Source organism: Streptomyces sp. NPDC059696 (assembly GCF_042733745.1).
In the GTDB taxonomy this organism is placed as follows: domain Bacteria; phylum Actinomycetota; class Actinomycetes; order Streptomycetales; family Streptomycetaceae; genus Streptomyces.
In genome coordinates, this window is sequence record NZ_JBHWFG010000041.1 from 1 (window position 1) to 17,597 (window position 17,597).

Sequence of the window (17,597 nt, forward strand, 5' to 3'; positions counted from 1 at the left end):
TGTCCGTCCTCGGAACGGCGCGATGGGGTTGCGCGCCGACTGACTGGCGTTGACGCGCCAACCGCTGCGGGCGGACACCCCCCGACACGTCCCCTTGCCTACGACGGCGGGTGCGGGTGCGTGGGGGCTTCCGCCGGCCCGGGCAGGTGGTGTCAGACCTTGTCCCGTACCGGAGTCGGTGTCGTCGTGCGGGCCGGGGCCAGGAACAGGGCCAGGGTCGGGATCAAATAGAGGAGCCAGACCGCTACTTGGAGGGTGGTGGGGTCGGGCTGGAAGTTGAGGACGCCCTTGAGGAGGGTGCCGTACCAACTGTCCGGCGGGATCGTGCCGGAGATGTCGAAGGCCTTGTCGGTGAGGCCGGGCAGGAAGTCGGCCTCCTGGAGGTCGTGGACGCCGTAGGCGAGGACACCGGCCGCGACGACCACCAGCATGCCGCCGGTCCAGGTGAAGAACTTGGCGAGGTTGATGCGCAGGGCGCCGCGGTAGAACAGCCAGCCCAGGAGGACCGCCGTGAGGAGGCCCAGGGCGACGCCGAGCAGCGGGCGGGGCGTGCCGTCGCTCGCCGCGTGGACCGACGCCCACACGAACAGAGCCGTCTCCAGGCCTTCCCGGCCCACCGCGAGGAACGCCGTGGCGACCAGTGCGCCCGTGCCCATCGCGAGGGCGGCGTCGAGACGGCCGTGCAGCTCCGACTTCAGATGCCGGGCCGTGCGGCGCATCCAGAACACCATCCACGTCACCAGTCCGACCGCGAGGATGGAGAGGGACCCGCCGAGCGCCTCCTGCGCCTGGAACGTCAGTTCCTGGGAGCCGAATTCGAGGGCGCAGCCGAAGCCGAACGCGAGGGCGATCGCCACGGCTATGCCGGACCAGATCGGCTTCAGGGCGTCCCTGCGGCCGGTCTTGACGAGGTAGGCGATGAGGATGCAGACGACGAGGCTCGCCTCCAGGCCCTCGCGCAGACCGATCAGGTAGTTGGAGAACATCGGGTCTACGCCTCCTTGGAGAACAGGGTGCGGCCCCACCAGTCGTCCTTGTCGCGGACGCCCGGCGGGACGGCGAAGAGGGCCGAACCCACGTGCTGGATGTACTCGTTGAGCGCGTCCGTGGCCAGGCTGCGCTGGATGGGGATGAAGCCCTTGCGGACGTCGCGCTGGAACGCAAGGAAGAACAGGCCCGCGTCCAGGCGGCCGAGACCGTCCGTGCCGTCGGTGAAGGAGTAGCCGCGGCGCAGGATCGTCGCCCCGTGGTTGCTGTCGGGGTGCGCGAGCCGGACGTGCGCGTCGGGCTTCATCGCCTTCAGGAACGGCTCGTCGCGCTCCTTGGCCTTGCCGACCGGCGCGCCCTCGCCCTTGTCCCGGCCGAAGATGTCCTCCTGCTCCTGCAGCGAGGTGCGGTCCCAGGTCTCGATGTGCATGCGGATGCGGCGGGCGACCAGGTAGGAGCCGCCCTCCATCCAGGACGGGCCGTCCTTGCCGTCCACCCAGACGAACTTCTTCAGGCGGTCCGTCTCCGTGCCCGCGATGTTGCGGGTGCCGTCCTTGAAACCGAACAGGTTGCGCGGGGTCTGCCCGTCGGGCGTCGTCGAGGACGTCTTGCCGAAGCCGAGCTGCGACCACTTGATGACGACCTTGCCGAAGCCGATGCGCGCCAGGTTGCGGACCGCGTGCACCGCGACCTGGGGGTCGTCGGAGCAGGCCTGGATGCACAGGTCGCCGCCGCTGCGGTTCTTGTCGAGGTTGTCGCCCGCGAACTTCGGCAGGTCGACCAGGGCCTCCGGGCGGCGGTCCGCGAGGTCGAACTTCTCGAACAGGGACGGGCCGAAGCCGATCGTGAGGGTCAGCCGGGAGGGCTTCAGGCCCAGTGCCTCGCCGGTGTCGTCCGGGGGAGCCTCGGCGAGGCCGCCGTAGGCGCCCTCGCCGACCGGGCGGCCGGCCGTCATGCGCCGGGCCGCCTCGGTCCAGTCCTTCAGCAGCTGGACGAAGGCCTCCCGGTCGTCGGTCGTCACGTCGAACGCGGCGAAGTGCAGGCGGTCCTGGACCGGGGTGGCGATGCCCGCCTGGTGCGGGCCGTGGAAGGCGATCGCCGAGCCGGACGCCGGTGCGGTGTCGTCCTCGGTGCGGGCCATCGCCACGGCGCCGCCCGCCGCGGCCGCGCCGAGTGCCAGGCCGGCGCCGCCCCAGCCGAGCAGGGAACGGCGGCTGGGGGAGGGGGAGCCGGTGTCCGTCATGGTTACTTCACCACCGCCGCGGCGAGCTTCGACAGCGGTTCCGCCAGGGCGTTGACCGCGTCGGAGAGCTCCTTGCGGTCGGCCTTGCCGACCTTGTCGTAGGAGGTGAACTCGTACGACGTGGTGTCCGGGCGGTACTGGTCGAGCAGCTTGTCCAGGGCCGCGAACTGCTTGTCGAGTTCGGTGACGAGGGCCGCGTCGTTCTCCTTGGCGACCGGCTTCAGCAGGTCGTAGGACTTCTCCGCGCCCTCGACGTTGGCCTTGAAGTCGACCAGGTCGGTGTGCGAGTAGCGCTCCTCCTCGCCGGTGACCTTGCCGGTGGCGACCTCGTCGAGGAGTTCCTTGGCGCCGTTGGCCATGGAGGTGGGGGTGATCTCGGCCTTGCCGACCCGGTTCTGCCAGTCCTTGAGGTCCTTGATCAGCAGGCCGGCGAGGTCCTTCTCCCGGTCGCCGATCTTCTTGTCCTGCCAGAGGGCCTTCTCCAGGCGGTGCCAGCCCGTCCAGTCGGTGGCCGGGTCCTGGCCGTCCTCCAGTCCGTCCTCGCGGACGTCGACCTTGGGGTCGATGTCGCCGAACGACTCGGCGACCGGCTCGGTGCGCTCCCAGCCGATGCGGGAGGGGGCGTAGGCCTTCTTCGCCGCCTCCAGGTCGCCGTCCTTGACCGCCTTGGCGAACGCCTCGGCCTTCGGCAGCGTCTCGTCGGCCTGCGCCTGCACGTAGGCGCGGTAGGCGGCGACGGCCTTGTCCAGGCGCGGGTCGCGCTGGACGGCCTTGCCGCCGGTGGCCTTGACGGCCTGGCGGATGCCGTCGCCCTTCATGCCGGGCTTGCAGGCGATCTGGTAGTCGCCTGCCTTCACCTCGGCGGTGACCCGCTGCTTGGTGCCGGGGCCTATGTTCTCCCGCTCGGTGACCACACGGTCGTCGGGGAAGAGCACGTAGACCTCGGTGGTCTTGGAGCCCTTGTTCTCGACGGCCAGCTCGACGTGCCCGGCCGGGAACTCCTTCTTCGACACCTGGCACTTGTCGTCGGTCGCCGTCACGTTGATCACGTGGTCGCCGTCCTTGCCGTCGCTCTTCGCGGTGCAGCCGGTGACGGCGGCCAGGGCCGCCGCGGCGACGAGGACGGCGGAAGCGGGACGAGCGGGTCGCATGTGGGCTCCAGGAGGGACGTAGGTGAGGCTCACCTAAGATAGCGCACATAAGGATGACCTAAGTGGCTCAAAGTCGCCGCAATGATTTGGTCAAGGGGAAGTCAAAGGTCGCGCGTGGTCCGGGCTGGGCCCGGTGGTGCGGACGTCCGGGACGGTGGCCGCGCGGGCGATGCTTGAATGCCTGCGTGACTGACTACGACGTGCTCCGCGTCTTCTGCGGGCCGAACGGTGGCTACGGCAACGAGCTCGGGGTCGTGCGCGAAGGATCCGTGATGCCCGAGCGGGACGAGCGGCAGGCGTTCGCCGCGAAGGCCGGGTTCAGCGAGACGGTGTTCGTCGACGACCCCGAGCGCGGTGTGATCGACATCTACACCCCCACGCTGCGGCTGCCCTTCGCCGGCCACCCCTGTGTCGGTACGGCCTGGCTGCTCGACGTGCCCGAGCTGGTCACGCCCGCCGGTGTGGTGGGGGCCCGGCAGGACGGGGAGTTCTGCTGGATCGAGGCCCGGGCGGAGTGGGTGTCGCCGCGGACGCTCCGGCAGTACGGCAGCGCCTCCGAGGTCGACGGCCTGGCCGTGCCGCCGCCGGGGGAGTGGCTGTACGCCTGGGCCTGGGAGGACGAGTCCGCCGGGCGGATCCGGGCCCGGGCCTTCCCCGGCCGGGACGACGGCATCGACGAGGACGAGGCGACCGGGGCGGCGGCCCTGCTGCTCACCGACCGGCTGGGCCGGGCCCTCAACATCACCCAGGGAGCGGGGTCCCAGATCCTCACCGCCCCCCAGCCGGGCGGGTGGACCGAGGTCGGCGGGCGGGTACGTCTGGAACGCTGACCCGGGCGGCGCGCGCCCGTACGGGTGGAACAGCGTGTGTGCACGGCGGCGAGCGGGGACCTCTGGGCGTGACCAAGCACCACCGCGAGAGGAATCTCATGCGCATTCGATCCGCTCTGGCCGTCGTCGCCCTGACCGCCGCCCTGTCCGCCACCGGCGCGGCCACGGCCTCCGCCCACGACGACGCGGAGTACCGCGACGACCACCACGTGGCGTGCAGCCCGTACTTCGGTGAGCTCGAGGCCGAGACCGCCGAGATCGAGTGGGGCGGGGCCGTCTGCCACAACGGTCCGTTCGACATCTGAGCCGGACGGGACCGGCTCTCTCCCGAGCCGGAGCCGGGGCCCCCTCGCCGCGCGTGAGGGGGCCCCGCCCGTTTCACGCCGTCAGGGGGAACTCCTCGCCCAGCGCCTCGAACATCTTGTTGTTCAGCGCGTACGCCCGCTTGCACTCGGCCACGGTCCGCTGCCGCTCCAGCTCGTCGCCGGGCAGCGCGTCGAGCAGCGCGCAGTAGGTCCGCTTGAAGGCGGCCGGGTTGGGGATCTCCTCGAAGACGTAGAAGCGGACCCCGTCGCCCTTCTTCGGGAAACCCCACGTCCGCTCGGCCGTGTCGCGGATGATCTGCCCGCCGGAGAGGTCGCCCATGTACCGCGTGTAGTGGTGGGCGACGTACCCGGCCGGCCAGGTGCGGGCGCACACGCTGATCCGCTCCGCGTACTCCAGGGTGGCCGGCAGCGCGTCGGCCGTCGTCCGCCAGCCGGGGCCGCGCAGATGCTCCAGGTCACGCTCCAGCGCCGCCATGCGGAACAGCTCGGGGCGGACGAAGGGGCCCGCCACCGGGTCCGCGGCCAGGTGCCGGGCGCCGGCCTCCAGGGCCCCGTACACGAACCACAGCTGCTCCGTGTAGCGCGCGAACGCCTCCACCCCGAGCTTGCGCCCCAGCAGGTCGCCGATGAAGGACGAGCCCCTGACCTCCTCGTGCTGCTCGCGGGAAGCCGTCCGAAGAAGCACCGAGAAGGATTCCATGGTCCCACTTTTCCCGACGTGCTGTCGGTAAAAACCCCGCGCGGCCGAAATCCCCGCAGCGCGAGATCAACAACAGCGTGAGATCAACAACAGCGTGTGATCACACAGCGTGTGATCGCACGGCGCGGACATGGCGGCGGCCCGCCCTCCGGAGAGGGCGGGCCGTGCCGTGCGGGACGGTGCGGGCTACGGGAGCGTGAGGATCTCCGCGCCCGAGTCCGTGACCACCAGCGTGTGCTCGAACTGGGCCGTCCGCTTCCGGTCCTTGGTGACGACCGTCCAGCCGTCGTCCCACATGTCGTACTCGTGCGTGCCGAGCGTCAGCATCGGCTCGATCGTGAAGGTCATGCCGGGCTGGATGACCGTCGTCGCGTGCGGGCTGTCGTAGTGCGGGATGATCAGGCCCGAGTGGAACGACGAGTTGATGCCGTGCCCGGTGAAGTCCCGGACCACCCCGTAGCCGAAGCGCTTGGCGTACGACTCGATGACCCGGCCGATGATGTTGATCTGCCGGCCCGGCTTGACCGCCTTGATCGCCCGCTCCAGCGACTCCCGGGTCCGCTCGACCAGCAGCCGCGACTCCTCGTCGACGTCACCCACCAGGTACGTGGCGTTGTTGTCGCCGTGCACCCCGCCGATGTACGCCGTCACGTCGAGGTTGACGATGTCGCCGTCGCGCAGGACCGTCGAGTCCGGGATGCCGTGGCAGATGACCTCGTTGACGCTGGTGCACAGCGACTTGGGGAAGCCGCGGTAGCCCAGCGTCGAGGGGTAGGCGCCGTGGTCGCACATGTACTCGTGCGCCACCCTGTCCAGCTCGTCCGTGGTGACCCCGGGCGCGATCAGCTTCGCCGCCTCCGCCATCGCCCGGGCCGCGATCCGGCCGGCGACCCGCATCGCCTCGATCGTCTCGGGCGTCTGCACCTCCGGACCGGTGTACGGCGTCGGCGCGGGCTTGCCGACGTACTCGGGGCGACGGATGTTTCCGGGCACGGAACGGATGGGGGACAGCTCCCCCGGAACGAGCAGCGACTGGCCAGACATGCCAGCGAGTCTAACCAGCGGCCATGGGGGAACATGACGATGGCGAGAGGAGCTGGTCATGGCCCTGTTCAAGAAGCGCACGGTCGGCAAACCGGGCGAGTGGTACTACTGCCTGGAGCACAAGAAGGTCGAAGAGGGGCCGGAGTGCCCCAACAAGGACCGGTTCGGGCCGTACGCCTCCCGCACGGAGGCCGAACACGCGATGGCGACCGCCCGCGAGCGCAACCTCCAGTGGGAGAACGACCCCAAGTGGCACGACGCCCCGGCGGGCGGCCGGGACGAGGACGCCTGATCCGCCCGGACGCCCCGGGCCGCGACCGTGCGGCCCGGGGCACCCGGGTCCGTCCGGGAGCCTCCGTCGGACCCGGTGTCACCAGCGGGCCGGCGGCGGTGCCGTCAGGTGCTCCGCCAGCCGCGCCACCCGGTCCCGCAGCCGGCGCCGCCCCCGGGGGTTGGGCAGGAAGTTCTCCCCGGCCGCGGCGCTGACCAGGTGCTGCACCGTGTCGAGGTCCAGTTCCGAGCCGTCGGGGACGCCCAGGGTCTCGTGCGCCATGGACGGCAGTTCCCCCTCGGCGGGGCCCAGGGCCAGGACCGTCGCCCCCGCGCGACGGGCGCCGGACACCCGTTCCAGGAGTGGCGCCGCGGGCCCCTCGGGGGCCACCACCAGCAGCGTCTCACCCCGCCGGGCCGCCTCCAGCCGGCCCAGGCCGACCGCCAAATGGGCCGGATCGGAGGGGCGCGCGTCGTGCCGTACCAGCGTCGGGGCCAGCTCCGGTGTGCCCGACCACGCGGCCTCGTCCACCAGATGCGCGGCCAGATGCCACGGCTCGTACTCCCGGGTGCCCACGAGCAGCAGCCCGCCGCCGTGCGACACCACCGAGCCGCGCAGCGCCCCGGCGAACCGCCGGGTGGCCCCCAGCCACTCCGTCCCGGCGAGCACTTCCCGAAGCAACGCGACCCGTACCGCATCCATGGGGCCGCATCCTGCCGCAAGCGGTCACCCGTGACGTGGAGTTCACCCCGCATTCGCCCCACCTGGGTAAGCCGACCGGTCATCCGTACCGTCGTCGAACGACCGGAGGAGCCCGCCCATGACCGAGGCCAGCGTCCCCTTCCGCGCCGGACAGGAGGGATACGCCAGTTTCCGTATCCCCGCCGTCGTCGCCACCCGCACCGGTGACCTGCTCGCCTTCTGCGAGGGCCGGGTCGGCTCCCGGGACGACTTCGGGAACATCGACGTCGTCCTGAAGCGCTCCACGGACGGCGGCCGCACCTGGGGCCCGCTCCAGGTCGCCGCGGCCAACGGCGACGCCCTCGCCGGCAACCCCGCCCCGGTCGTCCTCGACACCGGCCGGGTCCTCCTCGTGCACGTGTGCAACGCCGCCCACGCCACCGAGGACGCCATCCGGCGCGGCACGGTGAGCGCGGCGGACGGACGCCGGGTCTGGGTGCGGCACAGCGACGACGAGGGCCGCACCTGGTCGGCGCCCAGGGAGATCACCCGGGAGGCCAAGCGGCCCGCATGGCGCTGGTACGCCACCACCCCCGGCCACGCGATCCAGCTGACCACCGGCCGGGTCGTCGTCCCCGCCAACCACTCCCTGCCGCCCACCGGCACCGACAACGGCACCGAGGGCCGCTACAACGGCGGCCACTGCCTGCTCAGCGACGACGCGGGCGCCACCTGGCGGATCGGCTACGTCGACGACGACACCGACGGCTACATCAACGCCAACGAGACCACCGCCGCCGAACTCCCCGACGGCCGGGTCTACTTCAACACCCGCAACGACTCGCCCTCACCCGGCACCCGGGCAGACGCCCACTCGGCCGACGGCGGCCGGACCCTGGTGAAGCCCTTCCGCCCGCAGGCCTCACTCGCCGCCCCCGTCTGCGAGGCCGCCGTCCTCCAGCTCCGCGACCCCGACCTGCTCCTGTACTCCGGCCCCGCCGACCCGGGCTTCCGCGCCCTGATGACGATCCGCGCCTCCACCGACGGCGGCACCACCTGGCGCCCGGCGTACACGGTGGACGGCCTGCCCGCCGCGTACTCGGATCTCGTGCGGATCGACACGGACACCGTGGGCCTGCTGTACGAGACCGGCGACTTCGGCGCCTACGAGACGATCACCTTCCGGCGGGTGCCCGTGACGGAGCTGACCTGAACCGTCCGGGGCGGCGCCGCGGTCGTAGAGTCTGGCCATGACCTCTACCGACAGTGCTGCCACCGACAACGCCCAGAAGGCGCCCGCCAAGGACCCCTGGGACCTGCCCGACGTCTCCGGACTCGTGGTCGGGGTGCTCGGCGGAACCGGGCCGCAGGGCAAGGGCCTGGCCTACCGGCTCGCCAAGGCCGGCCAGAAGGTGATCATCGGCTCGCGGGCGGCCGAGCGGGCGCAGGCCGCCGCCGAGGAACTCGGCCACGGGGTCGAGGGCGCCGACAACGCCGAGACCGCGCGCCGCAGCGACATCGTGATCGTCGCCGTGCCGTGGGACGGCCACGGCAAGACCCTCGAATCCCTGCGCGGGGAACTGGCGGGCAAGCTCGTCGTCGACTGCGTCAACCCGCTCGGCTTCGACAAGAAGGGCGCCTACGCCCTCAAGCCGGAGGAGGGCAGCGCCGCCGAGCAGGCCGCCGCCCTTCTGCCGGACTCCCGGGTCACGGCCGCCTTCCACCACCTGTCGGCCGTCCTGCTCCAGGACCCGGAGATCGACGCGATCGACACCGACGTGATGGTGCTCGGCGAGGTCCGCGCGGACGTGGAGATCGTCCAGGCCCTGGCCGGCCGCATCCCCGGGATGCGCGGCGTCTTCGCCGGACGGCTGCGCAACGCCCACCAGGTGGAGTCGCTGGTGGCCAACCTGATCTCCGTCAACCGCCGCTACAAGGCGCACGCGGGGCTCCGCGTCACCGACGTGTGAGCCGGTGAGACACATGGGGGACACTGGACGGCACAGCCGTGCCAGCAGTGTCCCCCTGACAGGAGCCGACCGTCATGCCCCGCCTCGCCGTCTACGCCCTGATCGTCTGCGTGCTCTCCGTGGCCGCCGCCGTGGTCTCCTTCGTGCGCGGCAGCTTCCTCGGGGTCGTCTGGGTGCTGCTCGCCGGCCTGTCGTCGAACATGGCCTGGTACTACCTCAAGCGCGCCAAGGCGCAGAAGTCGGTCACGTCCTGACCGCCTCCGTCACGGGGCCGCCTGGCAGAACTCGTTCGAACCCTGCCAGAAGCGGTAGAGCTCCTGACCGCAGTACGTCTCGAAGTCGCTGATCCCGAGGGACTTCAGGATCGTGTCGATCACGTCGAAGAAGACGCCGTTGACCGCCGGCAGCCACAGCAGCGCGAACACGAACAGCAGGCCGAACGGCGCGAACGGCTCCACCTGGCGCCGGATGCCGTACGACAGCCACGGCTCGATGACGCCGTAGCCGTCCAGGCCCGGCACCGGCAGGAAGTTCAGCAGCGCGGCCGTCACCTGGAGCAGCGCGAGGAAGGCGAGGGCGAAGCGGAAGTCGTCCGGCACGCCGTCCAGCGCGCCCAGCCAGAACGGGGCGGTGCAGACCACGGCGAACAGCACGTTCGTCAGCGGGCCCGCCGCCGAGATCAGACTGTGCTTCCAGCGGCCCCGGATCCGCCCCCGCTCGATGAACACGGCACCGCCGGGCAGACCGATGCCGCCCATGATCACGAAGATCACCGGGAGCACGATGCTGAGCAGCGCGTGCGTGTACTTCAGTGGGTTCAGGGTCAGATAGCCCTTCGCGCCGACCGAGATGTCGCCGCTGTGCAGGGCGGTGCGCGCGTGCGCGTACTCGTGCAGGCACAGGGAGACGATCCACGCCGCCGTCACGAACAGGAACACGGCGACGCCGGGCTGCTCGGCGAACCCGGTCCAGGTCGCCCATCCCGTGACCGCCGTCACGGCGAGGATCCCGACGAACACGGGACTGACCCGCCGCTCGCTGTGGCGGGTGGTGGCGGTGGTCATGGGGCTCCCTGCACTCGTCGACACGGGATGGGACGGCCCGACGCTACCGGGCCCAGGTGAAAAACGTCTCGCGCGGGGCGGTCGGTTCCGGGGAGGGTGGGGGAATGGGGCTGTGGCACGTGATCTACGAAGACTGGCAGATGGAGTGCTGCGGCACACCGTTCTCGGTGGGGGACGAGGTGAGCTGGCCCCTGCTCCTGGAGGACGCCGGCCACGTGTTCGGCGGCGGCTGGCACGACCAGCTCAGCAAGGTGTGCGGGCCGGTGGAGGACGTCGGCGGTGTCCGGGTCGTGCGGGAGGAGACCGGCCTCACCGTCGCCCTGGGCGGGGACCCCGACGACGAGGAGGACCGGCGGCCGGAGCCGGGGGACCGGATCCGGTCGGTCGGGCTGCTGTCCGTCGAGCGGCACGGCGCGCGGTGGCCCGAGGCCGGCGGGCGGGTGCGGGCCGTGCAGGTGCTCACCCAGGCCTACGCGGAGACCGCGCCCGGCTCGCGCACCTGGCAGCCGGTGGCGGGGGAGCGGCGGCTGCGGCTGGTGGAGCGGTGCCCGAAGCGGTTCACCGAGGGACCTCGGGAGCAGGGCCGGCAGTGGAGGGAGTCGGGCGTGCTGGTGACCCTGGAGGTGCCGGGCACGGATTCCTGGCTCTCCCACACCCTCCGCGAGGCCCGGGGCATCTCCCACCGGGACGCCGCGCCCGGCACGGAGACGGAGGGCCTGCCCGCGGCGGAACTGGCGCTCCTGCTGGAGAAACTGAGCACGACGGCGACCCCGCCGAAGCACCGCGACCGCCCGAGACGCCGGCATGGCTGACCACGTTCCGCCGCCCGTCACCCGCACCGGCGGGCCGGCCCGCCCCCGCGGACCGGCCGACGGACGCCCGCCCCGCACCCCCACCAGTCGTCGTCGGGTCGTCGTGACCGGCCTCATGTCACCGGAGACAATGGACCCCGTGCGCTACCGCATCCTCGGCACCACGCAGGCGCTCCGCAGTGACGGGACGGCCGTCCCCGTCGGCGGGGCGCGGTTGCGTGCGCTGCTGACCGTGCTCGCCCTGCGGGCCGGACGGACCGTGCCCGCGGGGCTGCTCGTCGACGAGGTGTGGGGCGGGCAGCCGCCCGCCGACGCACCCGGGGCGCTGCAAGCCCTCGTCGGGCGGCTGCGCAGGACGCTCGGCGCCGACGCGGTCGCCTCCGTCGAGGGCGGGTACCGGCTCACCGCCGCGCCCGACGACGTCGACCTGCACCGGTTCGAGCGGCTGGCCGGCGAGGGGCTGCGGACGCTGGCCGACGGCGACCCCGCCAAGGCGGCCGTGCTCCTCGACGACGCCCTCGCCCTGTGGCACGGCCCCGCCCTCGCCGACCTGCCCGACCGCACCGCCGAGGCGGCCCGCCGGGAGACCCGCCGCCTCGACGTGCTGCGCGCCCGCCACACCGCCGCCCTCGCCCTCGGCCAGGCCGTGCAGTCCCTGCCGGAACTGACCGCCCTGTGCGACGCCCACCCGCTGGACGAGCCCCTCCAGAGCCTGCGGCTGCGCGCCCTGCGGGACGCCGGCCGTGCGGCGGAGGCGCTGGACGCCTACGAGGACGTGCGGCGTCTCCTCGCCGGCCGTCTCGGCGCCGACCCGGGACCGGAACTGCGTGCCCTGCACGCGGAGTTGCTCCGCCTCGGCGACGCCCCCGCGCCGGTGCCCGCCGCCCCGGGGCGCGGCGGCCCCGCCGGCAACCTCCGGGCCCGCCTCACCTCCTTCATCGGCCGCGAGGCCGACATCGAGACGATCCGCGGGGATCTCGCCGCGGCCCGGCTGGTCACCCTGCTCGGGCCCGGCGGCGCCGGGAAGACCCGCCTGTCGCAGGAGGCCGCCGAGTCCGTGCGCGCGGACATGTCCGGCGGTGTGTGGCTGGCCGAACTCGCCCCGGTCGACGACCCGGACGCCGTCCCCGAGGCCGTGCTCACCGCCCTCGGCGCCCGCGAGACCGTGCTGTACGGCGCGGGTGCCGAGGGCATCCGTGCCGCCGTCGCCGACCGGCTCGACGACCCCGTCGAGCGGCTCGCCGAGCACTGCTCCCGGCCCCGCATGCTGCTGATCCTCGACAACTGCGAGCACGTCGCCGACGCCGCCGCCCGCCTCGCCGAGGAGCTGCTGGCGCGTTGCCCCGACCTCACCGTCCTGGCCACCAGCCGTGAACCCCTCGGCGTGCCGGGGGAGTTGCTGCGTCCGGTGGAGCCGCTGCCCGAGCCGGTGGCGCTGCGGCTGCTCGCCGAGCGGGGGGCGGCGGCCCGGCCCGGGTTCCGCACCGAGGAGGACCCGGAGGCGTGCGCCGAGATCTGCCGCCGTCTCGACGGCCTGCCGCTCGCCATCGAACTGGCCGCCGCGCGCCTGCGGATGCTCACCCCCCGCCAGATCGCCGACCGGCTCGACGACCGTTTCCGTCTCCTCACCTCCGGCAGCCGCACCGTCCTGCCCCGCCAGCAGACCCTCAGAGCCGTCGTCGACTGGTCGTGGGACCTGCTCGACGAGGACGAACGGGACGTCCTGCGGCGGCTGTCGGTGTTCGCCGGCGGCTGCGACCTGCCCGCCGCCGAGGCCGTCTGCGGACCGGCCGCCCTGGAGGTGCTGGGCTCCCTCGTCGACCGTTCCCTGGTCGTGGCCGCCCCGCCCGGCGAGTCCGCCGAGGGGCAGATGCGCTACCGGCTGCTGGAGACCGTCGCCGAGTACGCCGCCGAACGGCTGGACGAGTCCGGGCAGCGCGCCGGGGCCGAGCGCGCCCACCTGACGTACTACCGCGAACTCGCCCGCACCAGCGACCCGTTGCTGCGCGGCCGGGACCAGCTCACCGCCATCCGCCGGCTGGAGCGCGAGTACGAGAACCTGCGCACCGCGCTGCGCCACGCCGTCGTCCTGCGCGACGAGCAGGAGGCGCTGTGCCTGGCGCTGTCCCTCGTCTGGTACTGGCAGATGCGCGACCTGCGCATCGAGGCCCGCAACTGGTGCCGCGAGGTCATGGCGCTCGGCCCCGACCCCTTCACCGAGCCCGTCCGCCCCGCCGCCGCGGTGTGGCAGCGCTGCACCGACGCCCCGCCGCCGATGACCGGCGAGGTCCTGCGGGAGGCCCGGCGCGGCATCCACCTGGCCCATCTGGCCTGCATGGACACCGAGTTGGACGCCTGGCAGAACGACCGGTCCCAGCGGAAGCTGCGGACCATCGCCGCCACCTACGAGCCGGGCCTTCCGCAGAACTGCCGCATGCCCGGTCTGCTCTGGTTCTTCGCCGTGATGCTGACCGGCGACATGGACCGGCTGCGCGTCATCGTGGACGCGTCCATCCGGACCTGCCGCGAGGCGCCGGGCTTCGACTGGGAGCTGGCCTCCGGCCTGCAGATGCGGGCCAACTTCCTCGCCAACCGCTCCGACTGGGCGGGCGACGCCGCCCGTGACGCCGACGAGGCACTGGAGATCTTCCGCCGCCTCGGCGACGACTGGGGCACCGCCGAGGCGCTCTCCGCCCGCGCCGAGGCCCATGAACGCAAGGGACACCACACCCTGGCCGCCGCCGACTACGAGGCGGCCATCGCGCACGCCGAGCGGCTCGGCGCCCGTGCCCAGGTGGCGGTGCTCAGCGCGCGGCTGGGCAGCGCGCTGCTGGAGGCGGGTGACGGTGAACGGGGGGAGCGGCTGCTGCGCGAGGTGATCGCCCAGCGCGAGGACTCGCACAGCGAGGCCATGCCCGCCGCCCGGTTGTTCCTCGCGGGCCGGCTCGGCATGACGGGCCGCTTCACCGAGGCCCGCGAGCAACTGCGGCGGCTGCGCCAGGACTTCAGGATCGCCAACTTCGTCGTCTTCGACGCGTTCATCCTCGGTGCGGAGGCCTGGCTGGACGCCGCCGAGGAACGCCACGAGGCGTGCCTGGACCGGGTCCGCTCGGCGCTGGAGCGGGCCGACGATCCGCTGTCCGCGGCCATCGCGCCCTATATGCGCGCGGTGTACCTGACCGTCGGGGCCGGAGCGCTGGCCGCCGTGGAGGGCGGGCGCCGCGCCGCGGACGCGGCCCGCTGCCTCGGCGCCGCCGACGCCCTGCTGCCCTGCGGCCACGTGGCCCCGATGCAGGAGCGCGAGGCCCGCGAGCGGGCGGAACGCCGGGCGCGCGCGGTCCTCGGCGACCCGGCGTACGAGAGCGCCTACGCGCAGGGCGGCGGTCTCTCCCTCGAGGAGGCCGCCGCCCTGCTGTGACGCGCACCGGGCGCGCCCGGTCAGCTCTTGGTCCGGAACTTGTGGATCGCGACGGGCGCCATCACCGCGGTGATGGCCACCGACCAGCCGAGCGTCACCCACAGGTCGTGGGCGACGGGCCCGCCCACCATCAGTCCGCGCGCGGCGTCCGCGAGCGTGGACAGCGGGTTGTAGTCGGTGAAGGTCTGCAGCCAGCCCGGCATCGACGTCGGCGGCGCGAAGATCGACGAGCCGAACTGGAGCGGGAACAGCACCAGGAAACCCATCGCCTGCACGGACTGCGCGCTCTTCATCATCACGCCCAGGGTGAGGAACACCCACATGATCGACGAGGCGAACACGGTGGACAGGGCCACGGCCGCGAACAGCCCCGGCCAGTGGGTGATGTCGAACCCGACCGCCACGGCGACGATCATCAGCACGGCCGTCGCGAACAGCATCCGCAGCAGTTCCACGGAGATCTTCGCGAACAGCACCGAGCCGCGCCCGATGGGCAGGGACCGGAAGCGGTCCATGACACCGGAGTTGAAGTCCTGGCTGAAGCCGGTGCCGACGCCCTGGGACAGCGTCATGCTCATCATCGCGATCATGCCGGGGATCACGTACTGCACGTACCGGTCCTGCCCGCCGCCCAGCGCCTGCCCGATCGAGCCGCCGAAGACGAACACGAACAGCAGGGTGAAGATGACCGGCATCAGCAGCGCGTCGGCCATCGACTCGGGGTCCTGGCGGATCCACAGCAGGTTGCGGCGGACGAGGGCACCGGTGTGCCGCAGGTGCCCGCGCAGCGAGATGCGCGCGTCGTCCGTGGTCGCCGGGCTGGAAAGGGTGGTGGCGCTCATACGGCGACCTCCTCGCGGTCCTCGGTGGGCGTGGCGTCCTGCGGGGCACTGGCACGGTGGCCGGTGAGGGACAGGAACACCTCGTCCAGGCTGGGCAGTTCGGTGGTGACGGCGGCGAGCGTGATGCCGCGGGCGGTGACGGCGCCGACGACGGCGGTCAGCTGCTCGTCGCTGAGGATCGGCACGAGGAGGGTGCCGGAGTCGGTGTCCACGGTGGTGGCCGCGAGTCCGGTGATGCCCAGGTCGTCGAGGTGTGCGGCGAGCGGCCGCAGGTGGAGGGCGTCGGCGGGCCGGATCCGCAGGGTCCGCCCGCCGACCCTGGCCTTGAGCTCCTCGATGCCGCCGCCCGCGACGACCCTGCCCTTGTCCACGACCGTGAGCTCGGAGGCGAGCTGCTCGGCCTCCTCCATGTACTGGGTCGTCAGCAGGACGGTCACACCGTCGCCGACCATGGCCTTGACCTCGTCCCACACCTCGTTGCGGGTACGCGGGTCGAGCCCGGTGGTCGGTTCGTCGAGGAACAGCACGTCGGGCCGCCCGATCATGGAGGCCGCCAGGTCGAGGCGGCGCCGCATGCCGCCGGAGTAGGTGCTCGCGGGCCGCTTGGCGGCCTCGGTGAGCGAGAACCGCTCCAGCAGTTCGTCGGCCCGCGCGCGGGCCTCCTTGCGGGGCAGGTCGAGCAGCCGGCCGATCATGTACAGGTTCTCCCAGCCGGGCAGCTTCTCGTCGACGGAGGCGTACTGCCCGGTGAGCCCTATCACCCGCCGCAGCTGCCGGGGCTGCCGCACGACGTCGTACCCGGCGACCGTGGCCTGTCCCGCGTCGGGCGCGAGCAGCGTGGACAGGATCCGCACGAGGGTGGTCTTCCCGGCCCCGTTCGGCCCGAGCACCCCCATCACGGTGCCTTCCCGCACGTCCAGGTCGACCCCGTCCAGGGCCTTGGTCTCCCCGTAATGCTTCACCAGCCCCCGCACGGTGACAGCGGCGCCGCCGGTTCGTGTGTCGATTCGCGTCATGGCACAGACGCTCCCAGTCCCCACCGACAAACCACCGACAAGCCACCGACAAGCCACCGACAGGCACCGCCGGCCCTTGTCGGTGGTGGTGTCGGTGCAGGGGGAGGGCCCTGTCGGTGGCCCGGCCGGAAAGGGGACAGCCCGCCGGCTGGGGGAAGGCCGACGGGCTGTCGTGGTACCGCTGTGGCTCTCTAGTGGACGGAGTGCTCCTCCTGCGGGAACGTTCCGCCGACGACCTCGTCCGCGAACGCCTTCACCGCGTCGCCCATGACCTCACGCAGGTTGGCGTACTGCTTCACGAACTTCGGCACCCGCCCGCCGGTCAGCCCCAGCATGTCGGTCCACACCAGCACCTGGGCGTCGGTCTCGGGGCCCGCCCCGATGCCGACGGTCGGGATGTGCAGCACCCGTGTGACCTCGGCGGCCAGCTCCGCGGGAACCAGCTCCAGCACCACCGCGAACGCGCCCGCGTCCTGCACGGCCTTCGCGTCCCGCAGCAGCTGCTGTGCGGCCTCCTCGCCCCGCCCCTGCACGCGGTAGCCCATGGCGTTGACCGACTGCGGGGTCAGGCCGATGTGCGCCATGACCGGGATGCCGGACTCGACGAGCAGCCGGATCTGCTCGTGCGACCGCTCGCCCCCCTCCAGCTTCACGGCCTGCACACCGGCCTCCTTCACCAGCCGGGTCGCCGAGCGCAGCGCCTGCACCGGACCCTCCTGGTAGGAGCCGAAGGGCAGGTCGCCGACAATCAGGGCGCGGGAGGTGCCCCGTACGACCGCCGCCGACAGCATCGTCATCTCGTCGAGGGTGACGGGCACGGTCGTCTCGTACCCGAGGTGGCAGTTGCCCGCCGAGTCGCCGACGAGCATCACCGGGATCCCGGCCTCGTCGAACACGGACGCGGTCATCGCGTCGTACGCGGTGAGCATGGGCCACTTCTCGCCGCGCTCCTTGGCGGCGGCGATGTCGCGCACGGTGATGCGGCGGGTGCCCTTGCCCCCGTACAGCGCCTTGCCGCCGTCGGAGGGCTTCGTCTGAGCAGTCTGGGCAGCCGGAAGCTGCGTCATGGCACGGCTCCTAACACGTCATCTCGAGGCGCCCTGACGGCGTCCCCGGACCACGTCCATGGTGGCACCTCGTGCCACCGAGGGCTAGGGGAGCCCCTGTGAGTTCCGTCCGGGAACCCGGAAGCAAAAGGCGCGTAAGATCTCGGTAAGAGATTTCCGATACGAGACGGTCTCG

General features: G+C 72.4%; 18 protein-coding genes. 8 read left to right on the forward strand and 10 right to left on the reverse strand.

Going from position 1 to position 17,597, the window contains the following annotated elements; all coding sequences use genetic code 11:
* Positions 1 to 152: 152 nt before the first annotated feature.
* The 3 genes from efeU to efeO are packed head-to-tail and all read right to left on the reverse strand — an operon-like array spanning position 153 to position 3,381.
* Positions 153 to 986 carry an iron uptake transporter permease EfeU gene (gene efeU, locus ACFV20_RS31870; protein ID WP_385663092.1) on the reverse strand — a complete coding sequence of 278 codons (834 nt, stop codon included), beginning with the start codon at positions 984 to 986 and terminating at the stop codon, positions 153 to 155.
* Positions 987 to 991: 5 nt separating this feature from the next.
* Positions 992 to 2,230, reverse strand: coding sequence for an iron uptake transporter deferrochelatase/peroxidase subunit (gene efeB / locus ACFV20_RS31875; protein WP_385663095.1), 1,239 nt, complete (start codon positions 2,228 to 2,230; stop codon positions 992 to 994).
* Positions 2,231 to 2,232: 2 nt separating this feature from the next.
* Entirely contained in the window at positions 2,233 to 3,381 is a 1,149-nt protein-coding gene (gene efeO, locus ACFV20_RS31880; RefSeq protein WP_385663098.1) for an iron uptake system protein EfeO, read from the reverse strand.
* A gap of 185 nt (positions 3,382 to 3,566) precedes the next feature.
* On the opposite strand from efeO, the gene ACFV20_RS31885 reads away from it, so the two are divergent.
* Positions 3,567 to 4,211, forward strand: coding sequence for a PhzF family phenazine biosynthesis protein (locus ACFV20_RS31885; protein WP_385663100.1), 645 nt, complete (start codon positions 3,567 to 3,569; stop codon positions 4,209 to 4,211).
* 98 nt (positions 4,212 to 4,309) lie between these two features.
* Positions 4,310 to 4,516: a hypothetical protein gene (locus tag ACFV20_RS31890; protein ID WP_385663103.1), complete on the forward strand. Its 207-nt coding sequence runs from the start codon at positions 4,310 to 4,312 to the stop codon at positions 4,514 to 4,516.
* 73 nt (positions 4,517 to 4,589) lie between these two features.
* Here the strand turns inward: ACFV20_RS31890 and ACFV20_RS31895 are convergent, their stop codons facing one another.
* Entirely contained in the window at positions 4,590 to 5,237 is a 648-nt protein-coding gene (locus tag ACFV20_RS31895) for a heme oxygenase (biliverdin-producing) (protein WP_385663105.1), read from the reverse strand.
* A 186-nt stretch (positions 5,238 to 5,423) separates the two neighbouring features.
* The gene (gene map, locus ACFV20_RS31900) at positions 5,424 to 6,281 is read right to left on the reverse strand and encodes a type I methionyl aminopeptidase (protein WP_104783942.1); all 858 of its coding nucleotides are present in this window, start codon (positions 6,279 to 6,281) and stop codon (positions 5,424 to 5,426) included.
* A 58-nt stretch (positions 6,282 to 6,339) separates the two neighbouring features.
* Between map and ACFV20_RS31905 the strand changes: the two genes are divergently transcribed.
* Positions 6,340 to 6,573: a hypothetical protein gene (locus ACFV20_RS31905; RefSeq protein ID WP_385663108.1), complete on the forward strand. Its 234-nt coding sequence runs from the start codon at positions 6,340 to 6,342 to the stop codon at positions 6,571 to 6,573.
* A gap of 78 nt (positions 6,574 to 6,651) precedes the next feature.
* On the opposite strand, the gene ACFV20_RS31910 is transcribed toward ACFV20_RS31905, so the two are convergent.
* Positions 6,652 to 7,254 (reverse strand): hypothetical protein, encoded by a 603-nt coding sequence (locus ACFV20_RS31910; RefSeq protein WP_385663111.1) that lies wholly within the window; start codon positions 7,252 to 7,254, stop codon positions 6,652 to 6,654.
* A gap of 118 nt (positions 7,255 to 7,372) precedes the next feature.
* On the opposite strand from ACFV20_RS31910, the gene ACFV20_RS31915 reads away from it, so the two are divergent.
* From ACFV20_RS31915 to ACFV20_RS31925, 3 genes are all read left to right on the forward strand, one after another.
* Positions 7,373 to 8,446, forward strand: a complete 1,074-nt coding sequence (locus tag ACFV20_RS31915) for an exo-alpha-sialidase (RefSeq protein ID WP_385663112.1) — start codon at positions 7,373 to 7,375, stop codon at positions 8,444 to 8,446.
* 37 nt (positions 8,447 to 8,483) lie between these two features.
* Positions 8,484 to 9,203, forward strand: coding sequence for an NADPH-dependent F420 reductase (npdG, locus tag ACFV20_RS31920; protein WP_385663115.1), 720 nt, complete (start codon positions 8,484 to 8,486; stop codon positions 9,201 to 9,203).
* Between the two features lie 74 nt (positions 9,204 to 9,277).
* Positions 9,278 to 9,457: a hypothetical protein gene (locus ACFV20_RS31925; RefSeq protein ID WP_385663118.1), complete on the forward strand. Its 180-nt coding sequence runs from the start codon at positions 9,278 to 9,280 to the stop codon at positions 9,455 to 9,457.
* 9 nt (positions 9,458 to 9,466) lie between these two features.
* Here ACFV20_RS31925 and ACFV20_RS31930 read toward each other — a convergent pair whose 3' ends face one another.
* Entirely contained in the window at positions 9,467 to 10,267 is an 801-nt protein-coding gene (locus ACFV20_RS31930) for a site-2 protease family protein (RefSeq protein WP_385663120.1), read from the reverse strand.
* A gap of 119 nt (positions 10,268 to 10,386) precedes the next feature.
* Here ACFV20_RS31930 and ACFV20_RS31935 point away from each other — a divergent pair, with 119 nt between their 5' ends.
* Both ACFV20_RS31935 and ACFV20_RS31940 read left to right on the forward strand, forming a co-directional pair.
* A complete protein-coding gene (locus tag ACFV20_RS31935) occupies positions 10,387 to 11,079 on the forward strand; it encodes a DUF6578 domain-containing protein (protein ID WP_385663122.1) in 693 nt (230 codons plus the stop codon).
* 130 nt (positions 11,080 to 11,209) lie between these two features.
* A complete protein-coding gene (locus ACFV20_RS31940; RefSeq protein WP_385663225.1) occupies positions 11,210 to 14,497 on the forward strand; it encodes a BTAD domain-containing putative transcriptional regulator in 3,288 nt (1,095 codons plus the stop codon).
* 20 nt (positions 14,498 to 14,517) lie between these two features.
* Here ACFV20_RS31940 and ACFV20_RS31945 read toward each other — a convergent pair whose 3' ends face one another.
* The 3 genes from ACFV20_RS31945 to panB form a co-directional block, all read right to left on the reverse strand.
* Positions 14,518 to 15,339, reverse strand: a complete 822-nt coding sequence (locus tag ACFV20_RS31945) for an ABC transporter permease (protein WP_385663125.1) — start codon at positions 15,337 to 15,339, stop codon at positions 14,518 to 14,520.
* Complete coding sequence (locus tag ACFV20_RS31950; protein ID WP_234848596.1) at positions 15,336 to 16,355, reverse strand: ATP-binding cassette domain-containing protein; 1,020 nt, start codon at positions 16,353 to 16,355, stop codon at positions 15,336 to 15,338. Before ACFV20_RS31950 ends, ACFV20_RS31945 begins: the two co-directional genes overlap by 4 nt.
* Before the next feature lie 191 nt (positions 16,356 to 16,546).
* Entirely contained in the window at positions 16,547 to 17,422 is an 876-nt protein-coding gene (gene panB, locus ACFV20_RS31955; protein WP_385663127.1) for a 3-methyl-2-oxobutanoate hydroxymethyltransferase, read from the reverse strand.
* Between the last annotated feature and the right edge of the window lie 175 nt (positions 17,423 to 17,597).